Annotated in this window: 22 protein-coding genes; 7 read left to right on the forward strand and 15 right to left on the reverse strand. The window is 40.5% G+C overall.

The genetic code is table 11. The annotated features are described in order from the left end of the window. Positions 1 to 50: 50 nt before the first annotated feature. The 9 genes from pstB to ACR42H_RS20540 form a co-directional block, all read right to left on the reverse strand. Positions 51 to 851, reverse strand: coding sequence for a phosphate ABC transporter ATP-binding protein PstB (gene pstB, locus ACR42H_RS20500; RefSeq protein ID WP_181782312.1), 801 nt, complete (start codon positions 849 to 851; stop codon positions 51 to 53). Positions 852 to 896: 45 nt separating this feature from the next. After that, entirely contained in the window at positions 897 to 1,781 is an 885-nt protein-coding gene (gene pstA, locus ACR42H_RS20505; RefSeq protein WP_436372951.1) for a phosphate ABC transporter permease PstA, read from the reverse strand. 1 nt (position 1,782) lies between these two features. Then, positions 1,783 to 2,739 (reverse strand): phosphate ABC transporter permease subunit PstC, encoded by a 957-nt coding sequence (pstC, locus tag ACR42H_RS20510; RefSeq protein WP_009332963.1) that lies wholly within the window; start codon positions 2,737 to 2,739, stop codon positions 1,783 to 1,785. A gap of 133 nt (positions 2,740 to 2,872) precedes the next feature. After that, entirely contained in the window at positions 2,873 to 3,832 is a 960-nt protein-coding gene (locus ACR42H_RS20515) for a PstS family phosphate ABC transporter substrate-binding protein (protein ID WP_113882827.1), read from the reverse strand. A gap of 199 nt (positions 3,833 to 4,031) precedes the next feature. Beyond that, positions 4,032 to 6,212: a peptidoglycan D,D-transpeptidase FtsI family protein gene (locus tag ACR42H_RS20520; RefSeq protein WP_436372954.1), complete on the reverse strand. Its 2,181-nt coding sequence runs from the start codon at positions 6,210 to 6,212 to the stop codon at positions 4,032 to 4,034. 131 nt (positions 6,213 to 6,343) lie between these two features. Then, positions 6,344 to 7,561, reverse strand: a complete 1,218-nt coding sequence (locus ACR42H_RS20525) for an MFS transporter (protein WP_113882825.1) — start codon at positions 7,559 to 7,561, stop codon at positions 6,344 to 6,346. Positions 7,562 to 7,710: 149 nt separating this feature from the next. Beyond that, the gene (locus ACR42H_RS20530) at positions 7,711 to 8,319 is read right to left on the reverse strand and encodes a superoxide dismutase (protein WP_113882824.1); all 609 of its coding nucleotides are present in this window, start codon (positions 8,317 to 8,319) and stop codon (positions 7,711 to 7,713) included. Positions 8,320 to 8,528: 209 nt separating this feature from the next. After that, positions 8,529 to 9,011 carry a DUF456 domain-containing protein gene (locus ACR42H_RS20535; protein ID WP_436372959.1) on the reverse strand — a complete coding sequence of 161 codons (483 nt, stop codon included), beginning with the start codon at positions 9,009 to 9,011 and terminating at the stop codon, positions 8,529 to 8,531. A gap of 60 nt (positions 9,012 to 9,071) precedes the next feature. Next, the gene (locus ACR42H_RS20540; protein WP_436372961.1) at positions 9,072 to 10,703 is read right to left on the reverse strand and encodes a Na/Pi cotransporter family protein; all 1,632 of its coding nucleotides are present in this window, start codon (positions 10,701 to 10,703) and stop codon (positions 9,072 to 9,074) included. A gap of 234 nt (positions 10,704 to 10,937) precedes the next feature. On the opposite strand from ACR42H_RS20540, the gene ACR42H_RS20545 reads away from it, so the two are divergent. The 3 genes from ACR42H_RS20545 (at position 10,938) to ispG (ending at position 13,431) form a co-directional block, all read left to right on the forward strand. Beyond that, positions 10,938 to 11,705 (forward strand): DUF1189 domain-containing protein, encoded by a 768-nt coding sequence (locus ACR42H_RS20545; RefSeq protein WP_113882822.1) that lies wholly within the window; start codon positions 10,938 to 10,940, stop codon positions 11,703 to 11,705. A 169-nt stretch (positions 11,706 to 11,874) separates the two neighbouring features. Beyond that, on the forward strand, positions 11,875 to 12,201 hold the full coding sequence (locus tag ACR42H_RS20550; RefSeq protein WP_113882821.1) for a hypothetical protein: 327 nt from the start codon (positions 11,875 to 11,877) through the stop codon (positions 12,199 to 12,201). A gap of 117 nt (positions 12,202 to 12,318) precedes the next feature. After that, on the forward strand, positions 12,319 to 13,431 hold the full coding sequence (gene ispG, locus ACR42H_RS20555) for a flavodoxin-dependent (E)-4-hydroxy-3-methylbut-2-enyl-diphosphate synthase (RefSeq protein ID WP_181782308.1): 1,113 nt from the start codon (positions 12,319 to 12,321) through the stop codon (positions 13,429 to 13,431). Between the two features lie 76 nt (positions 13,432 to 13,507). Here ispG and ACR42H_RS20560 read toward each other — a convergent pair whose 3' ends face one another. Continuing rightward, positions 13,508 to 13,837 carry a hypothetical protein gene (locus tag ACR42H_RS20560; RefSeq protein WP_395858180.1) on the reverse strand — a complete coding sequence of 110 codons (330 nt, stop codon included), beginning with the start codon at positions 13,835 to 13,837 and terminating at the stop codon, positions 13,508 to 13,510. 416 nt (positions 13,838 to 14,253) lie between these two features. Between ACR42H_RS20560 and ACR42H_RS20565 the strand changes: the two genes are divergently transcribed. Next, positions 14,254 to 14,856: a hypothetical protein gene (locus ACR42H_RS20565; protein WP_113882818.1), complete on the forward strand. Its 603-nt coding sequence runs from the start codon at positions 14,254 to 14,256 to the stop codon at positions 14,854 to 14,856. A gap of 252 nt (positions 14,857 to 15,108) precedes the next feature. Here the strand turns inward: ACR42H_RS20565 and ACR42H_RS20570 are convergent, their stop codons facing one another. Genes ACR42H_RS20570 through ACR42H_RS20580 form a run of 3 tightly spaced genes read right to left on the reverse strand, consistent with a single transcriptional unit; the run spans position 15,109 to position 17,202 of the window. Continuing rightward, on the reverse strand, positions 15,109 to 15,522 hold the full coding sequence (locus ACR42H_RS20570; RefSeq protein ID WP_113882817.1) for a Fur family transcriptional regulator: 414 nt from the start codon (positions 15,520 to 15,522) through the stop codon (positions 15,109 to 15,111). 52 nt (positions 15,523 to 15,574) lie between these two features. Continuing rightward, entirely contained in the window at positions 15,575 to 16,417 is an 843-nt protein-coding gene (locus ACR42H_RS20575) for a metal ABC transporter permease (protein WP_436372965.1), read from the reverse strand. Beyond that, positions 16,414 to 17,202 (reverse strand): metal ABC transporter ATP-binding protein, encoded by a 789-nt coding sequence (locus ACR42H_RS20580; protein ID WP_113882815.1) that lies wholly within the window; start codon positions 17,200 to 17,202, stop codon positions 16,414 to 16,416. Before ACR42H_RS20580 ends, ACR42H_RS20575 begins: the two co-directional genes overlap by 4 nt. A 159-nt stretch (positions 17,203 to 17,361) precedes the next feature. Here ACR42H_RS20580 and ACR42H_RS20585 point away from each other — a divergent pair, with 159 nt between their 5' ends. Further along, positions 17,362 to 17,616 carry a DUF2624 domain-containing protein gene (locus ACR42H_RS20585; RefSeq protein WP_019382849.1) on the forward strand — a complete coding sequence of 85 codons (255 nt, stop codon included), beginning with the start codon at positions 17,362 to 17,364 and terminating at the stop codon, positions 17,614 to 17,616. A 70-nt stretch (positions 17,617 to 17,686) separates the two neighbouring features. Here ACR42H_RS20585 and ACR42H_RS20590 read toward each other — a convergent pair whose 3' ends face one another. Further along, positions 17,687 to 18,580 (reverse strand): deoxyribonuclease IV, encoded by an 894-nt coding sequence (locus ACR42H_RS20590; RefSeq protein WP_113882814.1) that lies wholly within the window; start codon positions 18,578 to 18,580, stop codon positions 17,687 to 17,689. 204 nt (positions 18,581 to 18,784) lie between these two features. Further along, positions 18,785 to 20,095, reverse strand: coding sequence for a DEAD/DEAH box helicase (locus ACR42H_RS20595; RefSeq protein WP_113882813.1), 1,311 nt, complete (start codon positions 20,093 to 20,095; stop codon positions 18,785 to 18,787). Between the two features lie 319 nt (positions 20,096 to 20,414). Between ACR42H_RS20595 and ACR42H_RS20600 the strand changes: the two genes are divergently transcribed. After that, entirely contained in the window at positions 20,415 to 20,987 is a 573-nt protein-coding gene (locus ACR42H_RS20600; protein WP_243856047.1) for a YqfQ family protein, read from the forward strand. A gap of 170 nt (positions 20,988 to 21,157) precedes the next feature. Continuing rightward, a complete protein-coding gene (locus ACR42H_RS20605) occupies positions 21,158 to 22,108 on the forward strand; it encodes a 4-hydroxy-3-methylbut-2-enyl diphosphate reductase (protein ID WP_436372971.1) in 951 nt (316 codons plus the stop codon). Positions 22,109 to 22,132: the final 24 nt, after the last annotated feature.

Below are 22,132 nucleotides of genomic sequence, written 5' to 3' on the forward strand. Positions count from 1 at the left end.
TCATCCATTCAAGAATGATTCTATTCTTTCATAAAACCTGCACACAATAATTAACCGAATCTTCCTGTGATATAATCTTCAGTTCGCTTATCTGAAGGAGTGGAGAAAATCTTATCAGTTTCGGCAAACTCGATTACTTCACCATTTAAAAAGAAAGCTGTTTTATCAGAAATACGGGCTGCCTGCTGCATATTATGCGTAACGATGATGATGCTGAATTCTTCCTTAAGCTCCTGCACCAGCTCCTCTACCTTTAAAGTGGAAATGGGGTCAAGTGCAGAAGTAGGTTCATCCATTAAAATGACATCCGGTTCAATTGCAAGACAGCGTGCAATGCAAAGACGCTGCTGCTGCCCGCCTGATAAGCCGTACGCATTCTGGTTCAGGCGATCCTTTACTTCATCCCAGATTGCCGCTCCCCTTAAGCTTTTTTCAACAATTTCATCCAGGGTTTTTTTATCACGGATTCCGTGTATTTTCGGTCCATATGCCACATTTTCATAAATGGACTTTGGAAAAGGATTAGGCTTTTGGAAAACCATTCCTACACTTGTTCTTAAATCCTCCACTTTAAATGATTTATCAAGAATATTACGCTCGCGGTATAAAATTTCACCGGAAATCTTCACAGAAGGAACAAGCTCGACCATGCGGTTCAGGGTTTTGATATATGTGGACTTTCCACATCCGGATGGTCCGATAATGGCCGTTACTTCATTTTCATTAATGGCCAGATTTATATTTTTTAACGCATGGCCTTCCCCGTACCAAAGGTTAAGATCTTTTGTATGATAAACAACTTTTTTATTCTCTTTTGCTTTTTGGACTAGATTAGCTGTTTTAGTATTCAGATTGGCTTTTTCTGTAACTACAGGCATTTTATTAAACCTCCCAGACTAATATCTTTTTTGGAATTTATTGCGGATTAAAATAGCGATTGAATTCATCGCAAACAATACAATCAATAATATAACGATCGTTGCTGCTGCCAGGTTGGCATATTCTGCAACAAGAGCAGAGTCAATTGTCCAATAATAAATCTGAACCGGCAAAATCGTAAATTTATCAAAAATTCCATCAGGAACGGGAATTAACAATGCCGGAATACCGATAACAACCAATGGCGCTGTTTCCCCGATTGCCCGGGACAGTGCAAGAATAACACCCGTAAGAATTCCCGGCAGAGCTGCGGGAAGGACCACATTTTTAATAGTTTGCCACTTTGTCGCACCCATACCGTAAGAGGCTTCTCTTAAGAATTGAGGAACTGCACGAATGGCTTCCTGGCTTGCAACTACTACAACAGGAAGAACCAGCAGTGCCATCGTAAGACCTCCTGCCAGAACTACAGAACCCAAATCCATTGCTCTTGCAAAAACAGTTAAACCAAGGATTCCAAATACAACTGACGGAACGCCCGCCAGGTTGGAGATATTCGTTTTAATAAATGAAGAAATGCGTCCCTTAGCTGCATATTCTTCAAGATAAATTGCTGTGCCTACTCCTAAAATCATCGTGACAGGTGCAACAACAAGCATCAGCCATAGTGTTCCTGTTATTGCTCCCCAGATACCGGCTCTTTCAGGATCCGTCGATAAACGATTCATCAGAAAATCCATGTTGATCCAGCCTAAACCATCAGCAAGAACCCGATAGATCAAAACAATTAATACGACAAGGCCAAATAAAGTGGCCATAAAGAAGAGTGTTTTAGCAAGGTTATTGGCTAGCAGGCGGCTGCCCATCTTTTTATGCACTTGTTCTGAATCCACATATTTCATATTAATATTCCTCCCTGAACTTGCGAGAGATATACTGAGCGAGCAGGTTCATAATCAGCGTAAACACAAACAAGGTCATAGCAACAGCATAAAGACTATAATATAATGTTGTTCCAGCTGCCGCTTCCCCACCTGTAACTTCCACGATATAAGCAGTCATGGTCTGCATGGACTGTGTTACGTCAAATGTAAAGTTCTTTGAACTTCCGCTTGCAATGGTAACGATCATCGTCTCCCCGATTGCTCTTGATATACCGAGCACAAAAGAAGCAATGATACCTGAAATAGCTGCCGGAACAACTACCTTCCAGGTTACTTCCAGCTTAGTGGCACCTAATGCAAGGGCACCTTCCCTCATTGCATTTGGCACAGAACTCATCGCATCTTCTGAAAGTGACGCTACCATCGGAATAATCATAATTCCCATTACAATCCCAGGGCTCAAAATATTCGTAGGTTCAAGTCCTGGAATAAAGGATCTCAGTAAAGGTGTTACAAATGTAAAAGCAAAAAATCCATAGACAATAGTAGGGATACCTGCCAGGATTTCAAGAAGAGGCTTTAATGCCTTTCTTGTTTTTTCAGATGCGTATTCACTTAAAAATATCGCTGTCATCAGTCCCACCGGAATCGCAACAAGCATGGCGATTAGTGTGGAAATGATTGTTCCCGTCAGTAAGGGAAGTACACCAAAAACAGCATTTTCTCCTAAAGGCTTTAATTCAGTGCCTGTAAAGAAATCTATAAAAGGAACGTCTTTAAAAAAGGCGATTGTTTCCGTTATTAAGGTAAGTACAATACCAATAGTAGTGAAAACTGATATTGCGGCTATGCCGAATAAAATTTTTGGTATTAATTTTTCAGTGTAATTATTAACACTTCGAGATTTTTTCTTTTGTTGAATGATTTCACGTACATTCAGCTTTTTGTTATCGTGTTGAACAGCACTTTTTGCCAAGTGTAAAACCCCTTTCAGCCTTCTCATCCAAAGAAGTACTCTTTAGCTCATACTACAAAGGAAAAAACAAGTATCATCACAAGAAGATGAGAAGGCAAACTTCTCATCTTCCCATGACAATACTTTCAATCACTTACTTCAATCCGTTCAAAGCATCTAGAGAAGCCTGGATATCTTCATCGGATAATGGCGCAAATCCAGTTTCTGCTGCAACATCCTGTGCATTTTCCATTGTATAGATAGCATAATCAAGCACTTGAGGCTTTTCTTTAGCCATATTTGTATTCAAGTATGTGAATACCGGTCGAGTAAATGGAGCATAATCTCCGTCTTCTTTGATTGTATCTAATGATGGCTCAACAGGTCCGTTGCCAAAGTCTACTTTTACTGCAGTCAATTTATCTTTGTTGCTGTCATAGTATCCGTAGCCAAAGAAACCGATGGCGTTTTTATCTTTTGAGACAAGATCAACTAAAGTTGAGTAGTCCTGCTGTAAGTTGATATTTTCAGGAAGGTCCTGTTCTTCTAGGATATTTTCAAACATAAATTCATAAGTGCCATGGTTTTCATTCGGGCCATAGGTTTGAATTTCTTCATCCGGGAAGTCAGGGCGAACATCTGACCATTTTTTCTTTCCAGCGCTGGCAAGGAAAATATCGATAACTTCTTGCTGAGTAAGTTCAGCAGCCCAGTCATTTTCCTTATTTATTACAATCGTGATGCCATCCAAAGCAACCTTCATTTCCTGTACATCAATGCCAAGATCTTCAGCTGAAGCTTTCTCTTCATCTTTGATTTGGCGGGAAGCATCATTAAAATCTGTTCCGTCTTCTGCAAGGAATTTCTTAAAGCCAGCTGATGTTCCGGAACGGCTTACTTCAACTGATACATTTTCCTGTTCTCCCATATAATTCTCAGCCATGCGGGCCATGAATGGATAAACTGTACCAGAACCGTCTATAACCACACTGCCTTCTAACTCTTCACTTTTATCTCCATTTGCACTAGTGCCTTCATCGCCTCCGCATGCTGCAGTGAATGCCATTACAGCTGACAGCATTAGTAATAGGCTCATTTTTTTAAGACGTTTCATTCCTGAATTCCCCCTAAGAAATTTGGTTGTTTTGTCCTACGTGTTTAGAATAAGGGTTGACTATTAACCCGGTTTTAACCGAATGTAAAGCTTTTGTAAATGTAGGCGATATTTGTGTAAATTTGTCGGCAGTTGGGGAATATATTAAGTTCAGTAAAAGAAAGCGGGTATAAAAAAAAAGCCTCCCATCAAGGGAGACTCATTCATCTTCTTTACGGGCATCTTCCTGCCCTTCAAGTACTTCATCTATATTTTCCACTTTTTGAACAGATTCTTTAGCATCATCGCCCTTTTTATGACGTTCCTTTTTAAGATCAAAATAAGCGTCCAGGACTCGCTGTCCAATTTCTTTATTGGCACCGTGGTCTACGCTTCCCTGGTAAGCCCATGGAACTAAAACTGCCATAGCAACCTCGGGGTTTTCAGACGGCGCATAGCTTACAAGACTAAGGTTCATCACTTCTGGCGGCTCTTTGCCAAACTTGCTTCGTTCCGGTCCATCATAAAATGCCTCGGCAGTACCGGTTTTTCCTGCGGGCTTATAGTCCTTATTGCCAAACAAACCGTAAGCTGTTCCGCCTTTTTCCTGCATGACTTTGCGGAAGCCTTCTTGGACACGGTCCATCCAGCCATCTTCAAGTTCTACCCGATTAAGGACTTTCGGCTCCATTTCCTGGACAATAGGACCAAGTTCATTATTTTCCATCAATGGCTCGCGGATTTCCTTTACTATATGAGGCTCCATTCTGTTTCCGCCATTGGCTATGACCGAAACATATTGGGCAAGCTGCATGTTGGAATAAGTATCATACTGGCCAATCGAAAGGTCAAGCATGAAACCTGGCAATGTACTCATTCCTTTAAAGCCCGTTTGCTCATTCGGCAAATCAATTCCTGTCCGTACCCCAAGCCCGAATTGAGCGAAGGAATCCCTTACAGTACTAAAAGCTTTTTCATTTATCCGCAACGGCTGCTCATACTCATATTTTCCGCCGCCTATATTGATGACAGTTTCAAACATATAAACGTTGGAAGAAAATTTAAGCGCATTAATATCATTTAAAGGACCAAAATTTCTCCAGGATTTTTTTACAGGTGTGCCTTTAATTTTTAGAGGCCTATCATAAAAAACGGTTCCTGGGTTAATGGCGCCCGTCTTATATCCGGTAAGAATTGTAGCACCCTTCACAGCAGAACCCACATTATAAGTAGTAGTGATATTGCCCAATGCATCGTCCTGCATGACTGATTGGCCTGTCTCTTTATCCTTCACAATCTTTTTGCCAGCCATTGAAAGAACCTCTCCGGTATGAGGATCCATCAGCACTACGTATGCTCTGTCCAATAATGCAGTCCCAGCTGATGCCTTGGCTTCACGCAATTCCTCTTCAATGATTTTCTCTACTTCCTTCTGAAGATCCATATCAATGCTCAGCACAAGGTCCTTTCCTCTTTGTCCATCAGTGATGGGTACAGTTTCAAGGACATTCCCGGCTTTATCTGTAACATTTTTCACTTTTGCCTTTTGGCCGTGAAGCACTTCTTCGTATTGCATCTCAATATAACTCTTTCCAACACGGTCATTACGGCTGTAATCACGGGCCATATAGTATTCAAGCTGTTCAGCCGGCAGCCCTTCATCAGAGCTTGTCACATTACCCAGCACTGATTTCAATGTATCCCCGAAGGCGTAATACCTTTCCCAGTCGGTTGTTGTATCCACCCCCTGAAGTATTTGAAGATTTTCACTGACAACTGCGAATTCCTCAGGAGTGACTTCTTTATTTTTGACAATTTGCGGTGTTAATGCGTATCCGCTTGTAAACTCTCTGTAGATGGCAAGTACTTCTAGATCATCTTTTGTCAATTCGCTTAATTCATCTTCTGTAATTCGATCCAATGTGAGCTGATAGATGGCTTTGTCCAATTCTTTCTGGTCGCCTTCATACTTTTTTTCAAACTTTTCCTTGTCTTTTTTTGAGATCTTTTTTTCAGCCTCTTCTGGATTTTTCATAATCCAGTAATCTTTCTTATCGCGTTCCTGAACTTTTTCGGTGTCTTTGTGTATGAGCTTGGCCAGCCTTTCTGCCACCTCAAGCATTTCGTCCTGCTTGTATCCATTATTAGTAAATGTAATGGCATTTTGCGGAGTATTATCGACAATCACCTGGCCATTTCTGTCAAACATCTTTCCTCTCGGCACCGGGCTGTTGACTGTAACATCTTCCGTTCTTTCAATCTCTCGCTTATAATCATCACCATATACTATCTGAACCATTCCAAGCCTGAGGATCAGCATGGAAAACAATAAAAACACAGCAAAGAAGAGCATATTCAGACGGAAAGGAACATGGGTCTTCTTCTTTTTTTTCCTATTCAAAATTAAGCACACTTCCTTTAAAAAAGTCTCATAATCCCATTCTAAAAGAAAATAACAATAAATTCTATAAAGAACCCTTTTTCGACAGAGATATTTTTACTGGTAAAAAAAGAGAGAGGATTTCCCCTCTCTCATGCAGACTGAAATTGTATTTTCCTGACGAAGAAATATATAACCGAATGTCCGGCCCCAATGATTAAGAGAAGAATAGGGATGCTTTTTTCTTCATTGAAAAAAGATACCACAGCTAAAAAACCTAAAATGGATACTATACGTCCTGCATTTAAGAAGATTTCCCTTACTACGATATACTCAATTCTCATCTCTGCAGCCTTCCAGCCTCTGCCAATGACATCATATGTTAATGAGATATAAGGCACTAGCAGGAGAGGATACGCAATAGCAATAGTGGCTGCATACATCAGCAGCTTTTGATACGTAACCTCAAAGACGATAAAGAATATGGCACCATACAGTAATAACCCGCCAATAAGAATGGCCCTTTTCCGATACTCTTTCTTTAAAAGCCTTGATACAAGAAAATACCCCAAAAAAGATATACTTGAGTTGACCAGTCCGTATGTACCAAGAGCCAATTCACTGCCAGTTGAAATAAAAACATAAACTGATATGACAAAAATAAAGGTTCCCTCTCTGAGTCCCTGAAAAAAATGGGCATTAGTAATCATACGCCAGTTCAGGCTGTTTTTACGTTCTGCAAGGATTCTTCCAAACAAATACCTTCCGTCAGCTGGCCTCCTTTTAAGAAAAAAGCTTAAAAATACGGCTATTGAAAAAAGGGTCAGGGAGATGCCGAAGATAACGGAATAGCCCGTGAACTTTTCCATCCTTGAAATAATGAAACCCGCTGCTATCGGTCCGATCATACCCCCAACGGATGTTAGTATTCCAAGGAAGCCATTAAAGAAATCGCGATTCTCCGGCTCAGTTATTTCAAAAGTAAGAACATTGAATGCAAGCCAGTAGAAACCATACCCGACCCCCAGCAGAGCCCCAAGAAGCAATAGAAATTTTGAGGCATTCGTTCCAATGAAAAGCACTGTCAGATAAAATAGAGCCAAAAAAATCACGCCGATTCTCAGCACAATGACACGGTCAATTTTTTTCGCCCATCTCCCTGCCAGGATAAACGTCAAAGGCTGAAGCACTACAATGGCCAGGTTATATAAAGCCAGATCGCTGAACTCACCAGACTGCTTCCAGAGATAAATATTAACAAATGTGTTTGAAAGGGCAGCACTTAAAGAATAAAGCCCCCCTATAAATAATAGCAATGTTAAGTCTTTGGTTAAATCGACATCACCGATCAGTTTTTTAAATCTGCTCATAAAAAAACTCCCCTTTGGTTCTAAGGGTAGTCTCCTACAAAGACAGTTCGGTTATGCAATGATTTAGAAATTAGGGGAAAGCCTCCGGAAATTCAATTTAATTTAAAGCAAAAAAACACGGCAGATGTAATCTGCCGTGCTGTTTCATTTTATTTTGCAGCGCTGTAACGCTTAGAAACCTCATCCCAGTTAACAACATTCCAGAAAGAATTGATGTATTCAGGACGGCGGTTTTGATATTTTAAGTAATAAGCATGCTCCCAGACATCAAGGCCAAGGATTGGAGTCTTGCCTTCCATTAAAGGAGAATCCTGGTTAGGTGTGCTTGTAACTTCCAATTCGCCATTGTTTACTGCCAGCCAAGCCCATCCAGAACCGAAGCGAGTTGTAGCTGCTTTAGCAAATTCTTCTTTGAAGCTGTCATAGCTTCCGAATTTGCTGCTGATAGCGTCTGCTAATTCACCTGTAGGCTCGCCACCGCCATTTGGAGAAATGATCTGCCAGAATAGAGAATGGTTTGCATGGCCGCCGCCGTTATTTCGTACTGCAGTGCGAGCAGCTTCTGGTACGGCATCCAGGTTAGAAATAACTTCTTCAACAGTTTTAGAAAGAAGCTCTTCGTTTCCTTCTAAAGCATTGTTAAGGTTGGTTACATAAGTATTGTGATGCTTTGTATGATGAATATTCATCGTTTCTTTGTCGATGTTTGGCTCCAATGCATCATAAGCGTAAGGTAATTGCGGTAATTCGAAAGCCATAATAAAATTCCTCCCTATGTATCTGTTTTAGTAAGCCCTCTGAAACACTCCAATCATTTATAAAATTCTGATTTTAGAATGTTTCTAAGGTCTTTAGTTTAAGATTACCAAAGTTGGTTTTTTGTTTCAAACAAAATGCTTTGCTACATATATACAATATCCTAATTTGTTTTTATTATTCCATTAAATTCAAACATTCGAGCGGGCCATCAAAGGACTGCAAATAGAAAATAAATAATCATTACCCCTTGTATCACCGCTTTGGCTGCTGCACTGCTGACAAAGCCTATTACCGATCCGAAACCGATCTTCAATGCATCATTGAAGCTGGCCTTATTTACTGCGAGTTCAGCAATGAATGCTCCCAAAAAAGGCCCAATTAATATTCCCAATACAGGGATGACAAATGGACCTGCCAGCAGGCCGATTGTGCTTCCCCAGATACCCGCTTTTGATCCGCCATACTTTTTTACCCCAATCATATTTGCTACGTAGTCTGCACCAAATAGCAGCAGGACAAATAGCACCTGTATCGTCCAGAAAAGCCAGTTAAAAGGTTCGAAAGAAAAAAGAATTCCATACAGGATAAAACCGCCCATCAAAAACAGCACACTTGGAATAATCGGAAAAACCAGGCCCGCAAAAGCGATAATAAATAACAGAATGATCAGTGTCCAATAAATGATTTCCATGATCAGCATCCTTTTATCAAATTAAATAAGCAAGGGATTCCCCCTTGCTTATTTTACCACTTAATCTTCTCCTAAAACAGCTTCAGCAATATTCACCGCGTGATCACCGATACGCTCAAGGTTGCTGACAATGTCTACATATACAATGCCGGCCTGGCCAGAGCAGACTCCTTCATTTAACCGAAGAATATGCTGTTTGCGGAGCTTTCTTTCCATTTTATCTATTTCTTCTTCTTTTTTCACCACATGCTCGGCTGCAATTTTATCACTGTGATCCAGTGCCTGAAGGGCTTCTTTTACAGTATATATGGTTAATTTGAACATCTGTTCTAAATCAGCCATGGCTGAATCAGTAATGGACACTTTATTTGCCTGTTTATAATCAATCAGTTCTATTACATTTTCGAAATGATCACCAATACGCTCAATATCTCTTACCGTATCCATCAGCACAGTGTGCTCAGCAGATTCATGTGCTGAAAGTGAACTAGTAGATAACTTTATTAGGTAGTCCGTAATTTTACGGTCAAGGTTATTGATCGCGTCCTCTAGCTGGTATGCACTTTCTGAATGTTTTTGATTGCCTGTTTTCAAATATTGAACCGTTTCTTCAAGTCCTCTTACAGAGAATGTTCCCATCCGAAGCACTTCTTCTTTAGCTTGTCCAAGTGCAATCGAGGGTGATTGTTCTATAAAAACAGGATCCAAATGTTTTGCTTTATATTCAGCAACTGCATCTTCACCCGGAATAAGCTTTGTTACAATCCATGCTAGTGCTGCTACAAATGGCAGCTGTAAAAGTGTATTAGTACTATTAAAAATTCCATGTGCAAAGGCAATGGTCATTTCAGGATTTAGATCTATATTCCCCTGCAGTGTTTCAATTAATAATGTAAATGGCTTTAATAAAATTAAGAAGATAGTAGTACCAATTAAGTTAAACAATACATGCACGGCTGCGGCTCTTCTTGCAGCAACAGACGCTCCAATAGCAGCTAATACCGCTGTAATGGTCGTTCCAATATTATCTCCAAACAGAACTGGCAATGCCGCATCCAGGTTAATAAGTTCTTCAGAAAACAAACCTTGAAGAATGCCGATTGTGGCACTTGAGCTCTGAACAATAACAGTAAACACTGTCCCGACGACCACACCTAGAATTGGATTTGAACTCATGCTTACAGTCAAGTCATGAAAAGCTTCCAAAGAACGCAGAGGCTTCATCCCCCCGCTCATTAATTCAAGTCCATAGAATAAGGCACCAAAGCCAAAGACAATTTGACCGAAATTATTAACTTTTTTATTTTTAAAGAAAAACAATAGGATAGAGCCTAAAGCAATAATCGGCAAAGCGTATTCCCCGATATCAATCCCGATGATGAAAGCAGTTACCGTGGTTCCAATATTGGCTCCCATAATAACACCTATTGCCTGGCGCAATGTCATGAATCCGGCAGATACTAATCCAACTGTAATAACAGTGGTTGCAGAGCTGCTCTGTATAAGAATGGTGACAAGAATACCTGCCAGCACTCCCATTAAAGGATTCGTAGTAAAGCGATCTAATAAATCCCTCAGCCGGTCACCAGCTGATTTTTGGAGCCCATCACCCATGAACTTGATTCCATAAAGGAAAATACCAAGCCCGCCCAAAAACTCAAAAAGCATTTGCTGAACATTAAGTTCCACCATTATCCAACCCCTATAAATGTTTATTCGACATGATTCATCAAACCCCATACAATTATTAATGGAAACCTATAGAAATGTAAACCTGTTACGAACTAATTTTACAATTCCTTAACATTACATACTTATATTACATTTTTGTTACAAATACCTGAAAAACTTGCAAACAAGTTTGTCTTGTAACATCTGGATATTTGGCTAAAATATAATAGTGAATCTCAAAAAGGGTGTGTCCAAATGAATCTTTTTCTTCAGTTTTATAAAAGCTTGTATTCTCCAAAAGATATCGCTTTATTTCGTCATCAGGGTATAGGAAAAACTATTTTGTATGTGTTTTTCCTTACCCTGCTATCAGTACTTCCAACCGTTTTTTATTCCGGATCGGCAATTATTAATGGCTTAAATGCTATTGATGAAACAATTGACAGTGATTTACCGGATTTTGAAATTGCAGAAGGACAGCTTCACACAGAGGAGGAAGTACCTGTAACCATCAATAAAGATAACTTTACAATCATTGTTGATTCGACAGGAGCAGTTAACCCTTCTGTTTTATCCGAAAGCGGTAATACGATTGCCTTATTAAAAAATGAGGTCTACATACATGCTGAAGGACAGGAACAGACATATCCATACACATTGCTGACAAGCGGCACAACCAAAAATGACTTATCAGACTTCCTTGCTTCAGCAGAATCCCTTATGCCGATTATTGTTCCCATAATAGCGATTGTCATTTATATTTTTGCAGCGGGCATTCGATTTATCGAGATTTCCCTGTTAGCATTTGCAGGTCTGCTTATCAAAAAGGCTCTGGTAAAAAAATTGGAGTATCGTCATTTATGGCGTATGTCTGCCTACAGCATTACTTTGCCAGCCATTTTCTTTGCTATCATGTCAGCCCTGCATACTTCAGTGCAAAACGGGGCGATTATTAACTGGTTTGTTTCTCTTATCATCCTCCTCTTGTCCATAAAGGAAGTTGCATCTCATAACTCTAAATAAAAGCGTGCCAATTGCGCGTTTTTATTTTTGCAATTAAAAAGAGGAGTTATTTCATAAACAAAGCAGTTATTAATGCAGAATAATAAAAATAGAGGGCTTTTTTGGTCTAATCATATTTGGACAAGCATACATATTGGGTAAACATGCTATTTGCAGGGGGTTTGCCAGTATGAAGAAGCTTGCGGGCGTAATACTTTCAATTCTAGTTATATATGTAATCTATTATGATCTTAATCATGGGACATTGCCCGCTGGACAAAAGCAAGCATTGGAGGCTAGTACGCTGCCCACAGAAACAGGTGAACCCTATTTTGAAAAAAAGGTCAATCCTGGAGAAACAGTTCTTTCAATTATAGAACTAAACCTTGATGGCCCAATTCCTGTTGGCATAGACCAGGTAGTGTCAGACTTCACGGAATTAAATAATGGAATGCAGCCTGAAGACATTAAGTCAGGGGAGACCTATAAATTTCCAAAATATACTCAGAACAACTAATCATCATTCTTGTCAACTTCAGCGGTTCATTGATACAATAAAGTGAACCTTCTCTAACAGCATACATCTCAGCTGTTATATGAAAAGATAAAAAGGAGCGAATCTCCATTGAGTGAAATTATACATCGCACTAAAACAAGGCCTGTTAAAGTTGGGCCTTTAACAATTGGCGGAAGCAATGAGCTGTTCATCCAGAGTATGACCACTACGAAAACACATGACGTTGATGCGACTGTAGCTGAAATAAAAAGGCTGGAAGAAGCAGGATGTCAAATCGTGCGTGTTGCCTGCCCGGATGAAAGAGCTGCAAATGCCATAGCAGATATTAAAAGACAAATTAATATACCGCTTGTTGTTGATATCCACTTTGACTACAAACTGGCATTGAAGGCAATCGAAGGCGGAGCGGATAAAATCCGCATTAATCCGGGGAATATTGGCAAACGTGAAAAAGTGGAAGCAGTCGTCAAGGCTGCAAAAGAAAAAGGCATCCCTATCCGCATTGGTGTAAATGCAGGTTCCCTTGAAAAAAGAATCCTTGAGAAATATGGATACCCTACAGCAGATGGCATGGTTGAAAGCGCCCTGCATCATATCAAAATTTTAGAAGACCTTGATTTCCATGACATCATCGTTTCTATGAAAGCATCTGATGTTAATTTGGCCATTGAGGCTTATGAGAAAGCAGCACAAGCATTTGACTACCCTCTCCATTTGGGTATAACAGAATCAGGCACACTTTTTGCCGGTACTGTAAAAAGTGCCGCTGGACTTGGTGCAATCTTAAGCAAAGGAATAGGAAATACGTTAAGAATTTCACTTAGCGCAGATCCCGTTGAGGAAGTTAAGGTTGCCCGTGAACTTCTTAAAGTGTTTGGTTTATCCTCCAATGCTGCAACACTGATTTCCTGTCCAACATGCGGAAGGATCGAGATTGACTTAATCAGCATCGCAAATGAAGTGGAAGAATATATTCAAAAAATTAAAGCACCAATTAAGGTTGCTGTATTGGGCTGTGCTGTTAACGGACCTGGTGAAGCCAGGGAAGCTGATATCGGCATTGCAGGCGCCCGCGGAGAAGGCCTTCTGTTCCGCAAAGGCCAGATTGTAAGGAAAGTTCCAGAAGAAACAATGGTTGAAGAACTTAAGATTGAAATCGACAAAATCGCTGAAGAATATTTTGCCAAACAGGAAGAGGAAAAAGCACAAGCAGAAGGCCTGCTGCCATAATGCGATAATTGCCTCTTTCCGAATTAGAAAAAGCCTGGCACCAAATAATTTTGGGGGCCAGGCTTTTTTTCTTTTTCTAAAAAAACGGCAGAATAAACATACCGACGATAATGGATATAGCCCCTATTGCAATCGCCCAGCCCCCAAGGCTTTCTGAACCCCTGCGGCGTGCGATAAAACCAAGGACAATTCCTGTTGCTCCAAAAAGAACCGGCAGCACAAACAAAGATAAAATGGAAAGTGCCAGGGCAGCATATCCGACTCCTCTGCCGGCTGCAGCTGTTTCATCTTCTTCATCCCTGTTCACTGATCTATTATAGACACCAGGCGCTGCTATTTCGGCAGAGGTTTCCTCAGAATAATCTGCATGAACTGCAGCTGTTTCGTTTTCCTCGTCCCGATCCAGCGATCTGCTGTAAACACCAGGCGCTGCTATTTCGGCAGAGGTTTCCTCAGAATAACCTGCATGAACTGCAGCTGTTTCGTTTTCCTCGTCCTGATCCTGCGGTCTGCCGTAGACACCTGGAGCTGCTATTTCTGCAGAGGCTTCTTCGGAATAATCCGCATCTGCTTCGCCAATCCTCTCACTGTATCGAAGGTCATACTCTTCATTCCTGCGCTCTTGGTCTGCCATCATGATCCCTCGCTTCCTTAGCTGTGTTACTAAAAAGTACTGCTTAATGGAGCATTTATAGTGTTTGCGTTATAAGCCTTTTTTAAGATGTAAATGTTTTACTTTCATACCTGCTCAGGCATCACCCTTTTGCAAGGCCGGGACTTTTGTTAAGATAAGGGATATATGCATTAAAGGAGATCATAATGATGAAGAAGCGTTTTGGCATTGATATAGACGGAACAGTTACTTGCCCTGAAGCCATGGTTCCGTATTTAAATGAAGCATTTAATCTGAATATTACTTTAAATGATATTAAGCAATATGATTTAACACCTTTGGTGACGATTTCAGAAGAACAATTTGCACATTGGTTTTATGAAAATGAGCCCCTCATTTACAAAGAATCTCCAATTGCGGAAGGCGCGAAGGAAGTTTTGACCAACTGGAAACGCATGCATGAATTGTACTTTATAAGTGCCAGGGGTTCTCACCTGCAGCAAATAACAGAGGAATGGTTTCTAGAAAACACATTGGAGTTCGATCATATTGAACTGATCGGGAGCCATGATAAAATCGAAGCTGCAAAAAAATATGAGGTGGATATCTTTTTTGAAGATAAACATGATAATGCAGTCATGATTCATGAGGCCTGTGGAATTCCTGTCATCTTATTTGATACACCCTATAACCAGGAACCCCTTCCCAATGGTGTCATTAGAGTTAGAAATTGGAAGGAAGCGAATGCATGGGTGGAAGACTGGCTGCAGGAACAAAAGCGAAAGCGCATTGATCAGATGAACTCCAACTAAAGACCTCCACGTCCAGTGGCGAACGTTAAAGCCAGCCCAACTTGTGCAAGTCCGACAGGCATAAAGACGAATCACGCAGGAAATCCTGATTTCTGGAGTGATTTGGCTTATGACCCAAGGGGCTAGGCGTTGTAGCTTGATGCAGATTATTTCTCCACAAAGTTATTAACATCGTTATATTTTATTATTTCCTAAATTACAAAAAGAAGCATGGGCTATAATAAATAGCTTCCATGCTTCTTTTTTAGTTTTTTATTGAAAACACTCCGGGCACTTCCCATATATTTCGAACTTATGCCCAGAAACGTCATAGCCCTTCAGATTTTCCTGTACCTGCTTCATGGGACAGACTTCGATTTCTTTCGTCTTGCCGCAATCCAGACATATAAAATGATGATGATGATGTTCATGTGAGCAAGTAAAGCGGAAGTGTTTTTCCCCTGATAGCTCTGTCATTTCAAAAATATCAAGATCCACAAATAAAGATAAGTTTCTGTAGATAGTATCAAAGCTGAGTCCAGGGTAGTTATCCTTCATTATTTCCAGCACATCTTTTGCCGTTAAATATTTATCGCTGTCAGCAAATAGCTGAAGCATTTCTTCCCTCTTCCCTGTATGCTTATAGCCTTTATCCTTTAAAAGCTGCATGGCTTCATCAACATTCATACTTTTCACCTCATTTTTCTGCTCTGAAATAACCTCGGATAGAAGTCATCATTTATGCTGGCCTCAGGCCTGCCATCTTTTTAAGGAAGATTGTCACAATCAATATTAACACGGCAATCATGACGATAGTTCCGCCTGGAGCTAAATCTATATAATAAGAAATCGTCAGTCCGCCTAAAACTGAAATTTCACCGAAAAGCATGGACAGGAAAATCGTCTGTTTGAATCCTTTTGCGATTCTGATGCTGGCAGCAACCGGCAAAGTCATAAGTGATGAAACCAATAAAATACCCACTATTCTCATGGAAGCAGCTATGACCAAAGCTACCATGACAATAAATATAAAGTGGACACTTTTAGCAGCTATTCCAGATGCCTTGGCATGCTCTTCATCAAATGACAGCAGAAACAATTCTTTATAGAGAAGCACCACAAGTGCTATAACAAACACGCTGATGATTAAAATCGTCCATAAATCCAGCCGGCTGACTGCACTGACACTGCCAAACAGATAACTGAATAAATCAGTATTGAACCCGTCAGCGAGAGAAATGAATATCACTCCAAGCCCAATGCCTCCAGATAAAATAATAGGAATAGCAAGCTCCTGATAATGTTTATAAACAGCCCTTAATTTTTCAATAAACAATGACCCGGCTACTGAAAAGGCCATCCCCATATATAACGGATTCAACCCGCTCAATCCGATAAATTTCTTTTCAAGCAGCAGGCTTGCAGCGATGCCAGCAAGTGTTACATGACTTAAAGCATCGGCAATTAAAGACAGCCTCCTGACAACAATGAACACACCCAGTAGAGGAGCAATGATTCCGATGATTATTCCCGTTAAAAAAGCATTTTGTAAAAATTCATATTGAAGGATTCCTGCAATCATCTGCCTGCTCCTTTATCGTGGTGGTGATGGTCATGATTATGTGTCAGAACATGTACATCATGCCCATAGATCTCTGACATTTCATTTATATTTAAGCTTTCAAATTCTGCTGTATTTCCATGGAAATGCAAATTCTTATTCAGGCAAGCCACATGGGTGACTTTATCAGAAATTGTGCCAATGTCGTGTGTAACCAGCAATAGAGTAATACCAAGCTTCTTATTTAAATCATCAAGCATCTCGTAGAAAGACTGGACATTTTTTACATCTACTCCTACTGTGGGTTCATCCAATATTAATAATTTTGGATCGCTTACCAATGCGCGTGCAATGAAAACACGCTGCTGCTGCCCGCCTGAAAGCTCGCCTATATTGCGTCCGGCAAACTCTTGCATGCCAACTGATTCAATAGCGTGCAGAACTTTTGCCTGATCGGCCTTGCCCATAAATTTAAAAAGACCCAGCTTCTTTGTAAGGCCGCTTGAAACGACTTCAAAGACCGTTGCCGGGAATCCTGTGTTAAATGAATTTGCCTTTTGAGAAACAAACCCAATGTTCTGCCAATCCTTAAAGCGGCTTATTTCCTGGCCAAACAGTTTGACGCTCCCCTTCTGCACTTTAAGCAAATTCAGGATAAGCTTTAGCAGGGTTGATTTTCCCGAACCATTCGGCCCGACGATTCCGAGGAAATCTCCTGAATTAATGGTCAGATTAATATCCTCAAGGACATTTTCTTTCTCATATCTATAAGAAACATGATTTATTTCAATAATTGGCTGTGCCATTTTTATCACCTTACATATTAAGAATCATTACGATTTACTAACACAGTATACAGGAACTTGCATTTAAAGTAAAGGTACATGCTTATTTATCGGCATTTCAAAACTTATTGTCACTATTCACATTCTTAACTCATAAAGTACTGAGGAGGAGTGATGAACATGAAAATATTCGAAAACATCATTAATCACAAACTAAGCAATATTACAGCAGACGAATTATTAAAATATGGTGAGCAGTTCAACATCAGGATTACAAAAGCACAGGCGCAGAAAATTGCAGACCATTTGAGAGGTAAGCAAGTAAATATCTTTGATGATCGGGAACGGACAAAAATTATAAAAGAAATAGCCAGGATTGCCGGCCCGGAAACAGCAAGAGAAGTAAACAGGCTGTTTTTGCAATTTACAAAATAGGACTTAGCTTCTAATACTTAATTTCTCATGCAAAAAGCTGTGCAAACTCGGGCACAGCTTTTTATTATGGTTATCCAGCCGTAATGGCTTCTAATAGATTTTCATTGAATTCCTGGCTGCGCAGCATATTAATTTCATGCTTATAAGGCGCTTTTTTATTGTTTTTATCTTCGCCAACATAAGGAGTCTCCAGAATTTTAGGGATATCCTGTAATTGCGGATGATGAACAATGCAGTTTAACGCACTGAAGCCAATGTGGCCAAATCCGATATTCGCATGACGGTCTTTACGCATTCCGCGCTCATTCTTACTGTCATTAATATGGAGCACTTTCAGGCGATCAAGACCAATAATCTTATCGAATTCTTCCAACACACCATCGAAATCATTCACAATATCATATCCTGCATCATGCGTATGGCAAGTATCAAAGCATACAGATAAATGGTTGTTATAATTGACTCCCTCTATGATCATAGCCAGCTCTTCAAAGGATTTCCCGCACTCCGAGCCTTTTCCGGCCATGGTTTCAAGTGCGATCTGCACATTTTCTTCGCCATTTAGGACTTCATTCAAGCCCTCCACGATTTTTTTGATGCCGGCCTCTGTTCCTGCTCCTACATGTGCACCTGGATGAAGAACAATTTGTTTAGCTCCAATCGCTTCGGTGCGGTCGATTTCAGAGCGAAGGAAATTAACGCCTAATTCAAATGTTGAAGGATTTGAAGTATTTCCGATATTGATAATATAAGGAGCATGTACAACAATATCAGTAATCCCGTTCTCTGCCATATGCTTCAGCCCGGCCTCAATGTTCAGATCTTCGATTTTTTTTCTTCTTGTGTTTTGAGGGGCTCCTGTATAGATCATAAATGTATTGGAGCCATATGAAACAGCTTCTTCACTTGCTGCTAAAAGCATTTTTTTTCCGCTCATGGACACATGTGATCCAATTTTCAGCATGACGATACCTCTCCCTTTAATATTTCTTTTAAAAATTGTTTTACTTATAAAGCATGCCTGGTTTCCACTGCATGCATTTGCTTTCCGCGGGGAGGAACGAGAGCCTCCCCGGCTCCGCTTGGGGGGTCTCTCACTCCCTCTGCTCCAATCAACGCAGTGGTTAAGACGAGTTAGCCTGTCAGAAATCTTGCAAAAACCCTTTATTTATTTACGCTTTATTCTTCTTTCGCGTTTTTTTATTTTATCCATTTCCCATTTCATTTTCTTTTTATAGCCTGGTTTTACTTTTTTTGGTTTTTTTACTAGTGATGCGGCTTTTTTATCGATGTCATTTGTTTGTTTCTGTCTTGTTTTTCTCTTATTGCGATTATCCAGGTCTGTCCATTCACCATTTTGCAGATCTTTGTGCTGGAATTCTAATCCCATTTTTTCAAGTCTGTTTAATGCATCTTCATCTGAAGTCTCATACACCGTTACAGCAATTCCCGAGAATCCAGCACGCGCTGTCCGGCCAACCCGGTGTATATAAAAATCAAGATCTGTCGGAAGTTCATAGTTGATTACATGGCTGATTCCCTGTATGTCAATGCCCCGGGCTGCCAGGTCTGTTGCCACAATATATTGAAACTCGAGATCGAGAATCTGCTTCATCATTTTCTTTCGCTCACGAGGGTTAAGGTCTCCGTGAATCCGTCCGACTTTTAGGCCTTTGCTGATTAATCCGTCTGCCACTTCATCTGCCTTTTTCTTGGTGTTGGTAAAAACAATGGCTAAGTAAGGATTTAAAGAAGTCAATGCTTGATAGACAAGTTCCACTTTGTTCCGATGCCTGGACGGCAAAAGCCAGTGCTCGATATTAGCTGCAGCTGCCTGCTTCGGCTCAACGTGAACATACTTTGGATTTTCCATATATTTCTTCAAAAAAGGCTTTAGCTTCTCTGGAATGGTAGCTGAGAACACTAGCATCTGCAGCTTTTCCGGCATCCTTGCTGCAATCTGATCAACATCTTCAATGAATCCCATATCAAGCATTAAATCAGCTTCATCCACAATAAGAATTTCTGCGGTATGCACAAACAGCGCATGTTCCTTTACCAGGTCATTAATTCTTCCAGGGGTCCCTACAACCACATGAGGCTGTCTTTTCAGTTTTTCAATCGTTCTTTGCTTATCTGTTCCGCCGATATAGCAGCGGGCAGTTATCTCTTCTCCTTCAGGACAATGCTCTGTAACTTTGAGAATTTCATGATAAATCTGGTTGGCCAGCTCACGTGTCGGTGCCGTAATAATGGCCTGAACCTCCTGGCGGGATGGATCAACTTTTTGAAGAATAGGCAGTACGTATGAATGAGTCTTTCCTGTCCCTGTCTGTGACTGGCCAATGGCGCTTTCACCCTTCAGCACTGCAGGGATCATTCTTTCCTGAATTTCTGTCGGCTCAAAAAAGCCAAAGTCTTTAACCGCTTCTATAATAAATGGCTTTAAATTAAATCGGTCAAATTTCGTTTCGTTCATATTAAAACTCCTCAATTATTCAGATTCACCCCTGTTCAGGCTGCATCCGAAACATATATTAGTGAAGTAAGATCTACTAGCATCAACTGACAACTTGCTGGTTCCGAGCTTTTCTTACATCCTGTTATTATAATAAAGTTTCCTGGAAATAACCACTCATACAGGCATTTATATTTTTATGATAAGCTTTTTGGGCGATTTTAATAAATAAATTAGTTTCTTCTGCTTTATGCCTAAACCAAAATGGGATAAAAGCATACTTTATTATATGAAATTTTATTAAGAAGCAGAAATGTGCAAAGAAAGGAGGCCAATAGATATGATGCCAGGATCAAGACCCCCTATGCGCGGAGGAATGCCTCCCCATCCTTTTATGACACCGATGCAGGGAAGACCTCCCATGGGGCCAATGATGAGCGGTCCCCCGGGAATGAAACGCGGTGGAGGCAGGGGAGGATTGCTCTCTAAAATATTGGGAAAAGGCAATGCACAGCCTGCAGCTGGAATGGGGGCAGCAAGAGCAGCAGGAGGCTCCCCCGCAGGCGGAGGAGGCATATTGCAGGCAATAAGCAATCCTTCTTCCATAAACGGCTTTTTAACGAACACTCAAAAGGTTCTAAATACAGCACAGCAAATTGGACCAATGGTTCAGCAGTATGGTCCGCTGGTCAGAAATCTTCCTGCTATGTGGAAACTTTATAGAGGTTTGAAAGATGCCCCTGAAGCTGATGAGGCTGCTTCTGAATCTAAAGAGGAATCCAATCAGACGAAAGCAGAAAAAAAGAAACCAGATTCTCAGAGCAAAAAAACCAAAAAGGCACCTGTCTCTGAAAAACCAGCCGTCAAATCATCTTCAGCAGAAGGTATTTCCAAACCGAAATTATATATTTAAAGAAAAGGATGCTGAGGCATTCTTTTTTTGCTTTTCTTTTAAGAAGAATTACTCCTTTTGTAATATCGGTTTATCTCTTATATAATAGAAATGCAATATGGGATTTTTCCGCAATTGAAATAGAACTCACTTCAATTCAGATATAAGCTTTCATTAGGGAGGATAAGCAGATGAATGTCATAAAAATCTCTCCTCGGGGGTATTGTTACGGTGTGGTGGATGCAATGGTTATTGCCAGAAACGCTGCACTTGATCCGTCATTGCCAAGACCCATCTATATTTTGGGTATGATCGTTCATAACAAACATGTAACAGATGCTTTTGAAGAGGAAGGCATTATTACACTTGATGGGAAAGACCGGAAAGAAATCTTAGATAAAGTCGATAAAGGCACTGTCATTTTTACAGCACATGGCATCTCGCCTGAAGTGCGTGAAGCAGCCAAACAAAAAGGCCTTGTGACAATCGATGCTACGTGCCCTGACGTAACAAGAACACATGATTTAATCAGGGAAATGGAAAAGGAAGGTTTTCAAATCATTTACATTGGCAAAAAAGGCCATCCAGAACCTGAAGGTGCAGTAGGTGTAGCTCCTCATGCAGTCCATTTAGTGCAGACCATTGAGGATGTAAATGAACTTAGCATACAGGCTGATAAAATACTGGTGACTAATCAGACTACAATGAGCCAATGGGATGTCGTACATGTGATGGATCAGATAAAGGAAAAGTATCCACACGCAGAGTTCCACAAAGAAATCTGCATGGCTACCCAGGTGCGCCAGGAAGCTGTTGCGGAACAAGCTGGCCAGGCTGACGTTTTAATCGTTGTAGGGGATCCGATGAGCAATAACTCCAATCGTCTTGCACAGGTATCAGAAGAAATTGCCGGTACAAAAGCCTACCGCATTGCTGATATAACTGAACTGGATGTAAATTGGATAAAAGATGCAACGACAGTTGCAGTCACAGCAGGAGCCTCTACACCGACACCGATCACAAAGGAAGTCATCACGTTCCTGGAACAATTTAATCCCATTGATGAATCCACATGGTCACGCGAGAAAAAAGTGCCATTAAATAAAATACTTCCTAAAGTGAAGAAGCCTGCAAAGCTATAATCAAAAGAACCGGTCCCAATTGGA

The organism is Cytobacillus sp. BC1816 (genome assembly GCF_051353635.1).
GTDB lineage: Bacteria > Bacillota > Bacilli > Bacillales > Cytobacillaceae > Cytobacillus > Cytobacillus oceanisediminis_C.

What these genes read in the sequence shown, in the direction of transcription:
- pstA (WP_436372951.1), bottom strand. Translation starts at nt 1,781, where the DNA reads ATGAAATATGTGGATTCAGAACAAGTGCATAAAAAGATGGGCAGCCGC.
- ACR42H_RS20515 (WP_113882827.1), bottom strand. Translation starts at nt 3,832, where the DNA reads ATGAAACGTCTTAAAAAAATGAGCCTATTACTAATGCTGTCAGCTGTA.
- ACR42H_RS20525 (WP_113882825.1), bottom strand. Translation starts at nt 7,561, where the DNA reads ATGAGCAGATTTAAAAAACTGATCGGTGATGTCGATTTAACCAAAGAC.
- ACR42H_RS20530 (WP_113882824.1), bottom strand. Translation starts at nt 8,319, where the DNA reads ATGGCTTTCGAATTACCGCAATTACCTTACGCTTATGATGCATTGGAG.
- ACR42H_RS20535 (WP_436372959.1), bottom strand. Translation starts at nt 9,011, where the DNA reads ATGGAAATCATTTATTGGACACTGATCATTCTGTTATTTATTATCGCT.
- ACR42H_RS20540 (WP_436372961.1), bottom strand. Translation starts at nt 10,703, where the DNA reads ATGGTGGAACTTAATGTTCAGCAAATGCTTTTTGAGTTTTTGGGCGGG.
- ACR42H_RS20545 (WP_113882822.1), top strand. Translation starts at nt 10,938, where the DNA reads ATGAATCTTTTTCTTCAGTTTTATAAAAGCTTGTATTCTCCAAAAGAT.
- ACR42H_RS20550 (WP_113882821.1), top strand. Translation starts at nt 11,875, where the DNA reads ATGAAGAAGCTTGCGGGCGTAATACTTTCAATTCTAGTTATATATGTA.
- ACR42H_RS20565 (WP_113882818.1), top strand. Translation starts at nt 14,254, where the DNA reads ATGAAGAAGCGTTTTGGCATTGATATAGACGGAACAGTTACTTGCCCT.
- ACR42H_RS20570 (WP_113882817.1), bottom strand. Translation starts at nt 15,522, where the DNA reads ATGAATGTTGATGAAGCCATGCAGCTTTTAAAGGATAAAGGCTATAAG.
- ACR42H_RS20575 (WP_436372965.1), bottom strand. Translation starts at nt 16,417, where the DNA reads ATGATTGCAGGAATCCTTCAATATGAATTTTTACAAAATGCTTTTTTA.
- ACR42H_RS20580 (WP_113882815.1), bottom strand. Translation starts at nt 17,202, where the DNA reads ATGGCACAGCCAATTATTGAAATAAATCATGTTTCTTATAGATATGAG.
- ACR42H_RS20585 (WP_019382849.1), top strand. Translation starts at nt 17,362, where the DNA reads ATGAAAATATTCGAAAACATCATTAATCACAAACTAAGCAATATTACA.
- ACR42H_RS20590 (WP_113882814.1), bottom strand. Translation starts at nt 18,580, where the DNA reads ATGCTGAAAATTGGATCACATGTGTCCATGAGCGGAAAAAAAATGCTT.
- ACR42H_RS20595 (WP_113882813.1), bottom strand. Translation starts at nt 20,095, where the DNA reads ATGAACGAAACGAAATTTGACCGATTTAATTTAAAGCCATTTATTATA.
- ACR42H_RS20600 (WP_243856047.1), top strand. Translation starts at nt 20,415, where the DNA reads ATGATGCCAGGATCAAGACCCCCTATGCGCGGAGGAATGCCTCCCCAT.
- ACR42H_RS20605 (WP_436372971.1), top strand. Translation starts at nt 21,158, where the DNA reads ATGAATGTCATAAAAATCTCTCCTCGGGGGTATTGTTACGGTGTGGTG.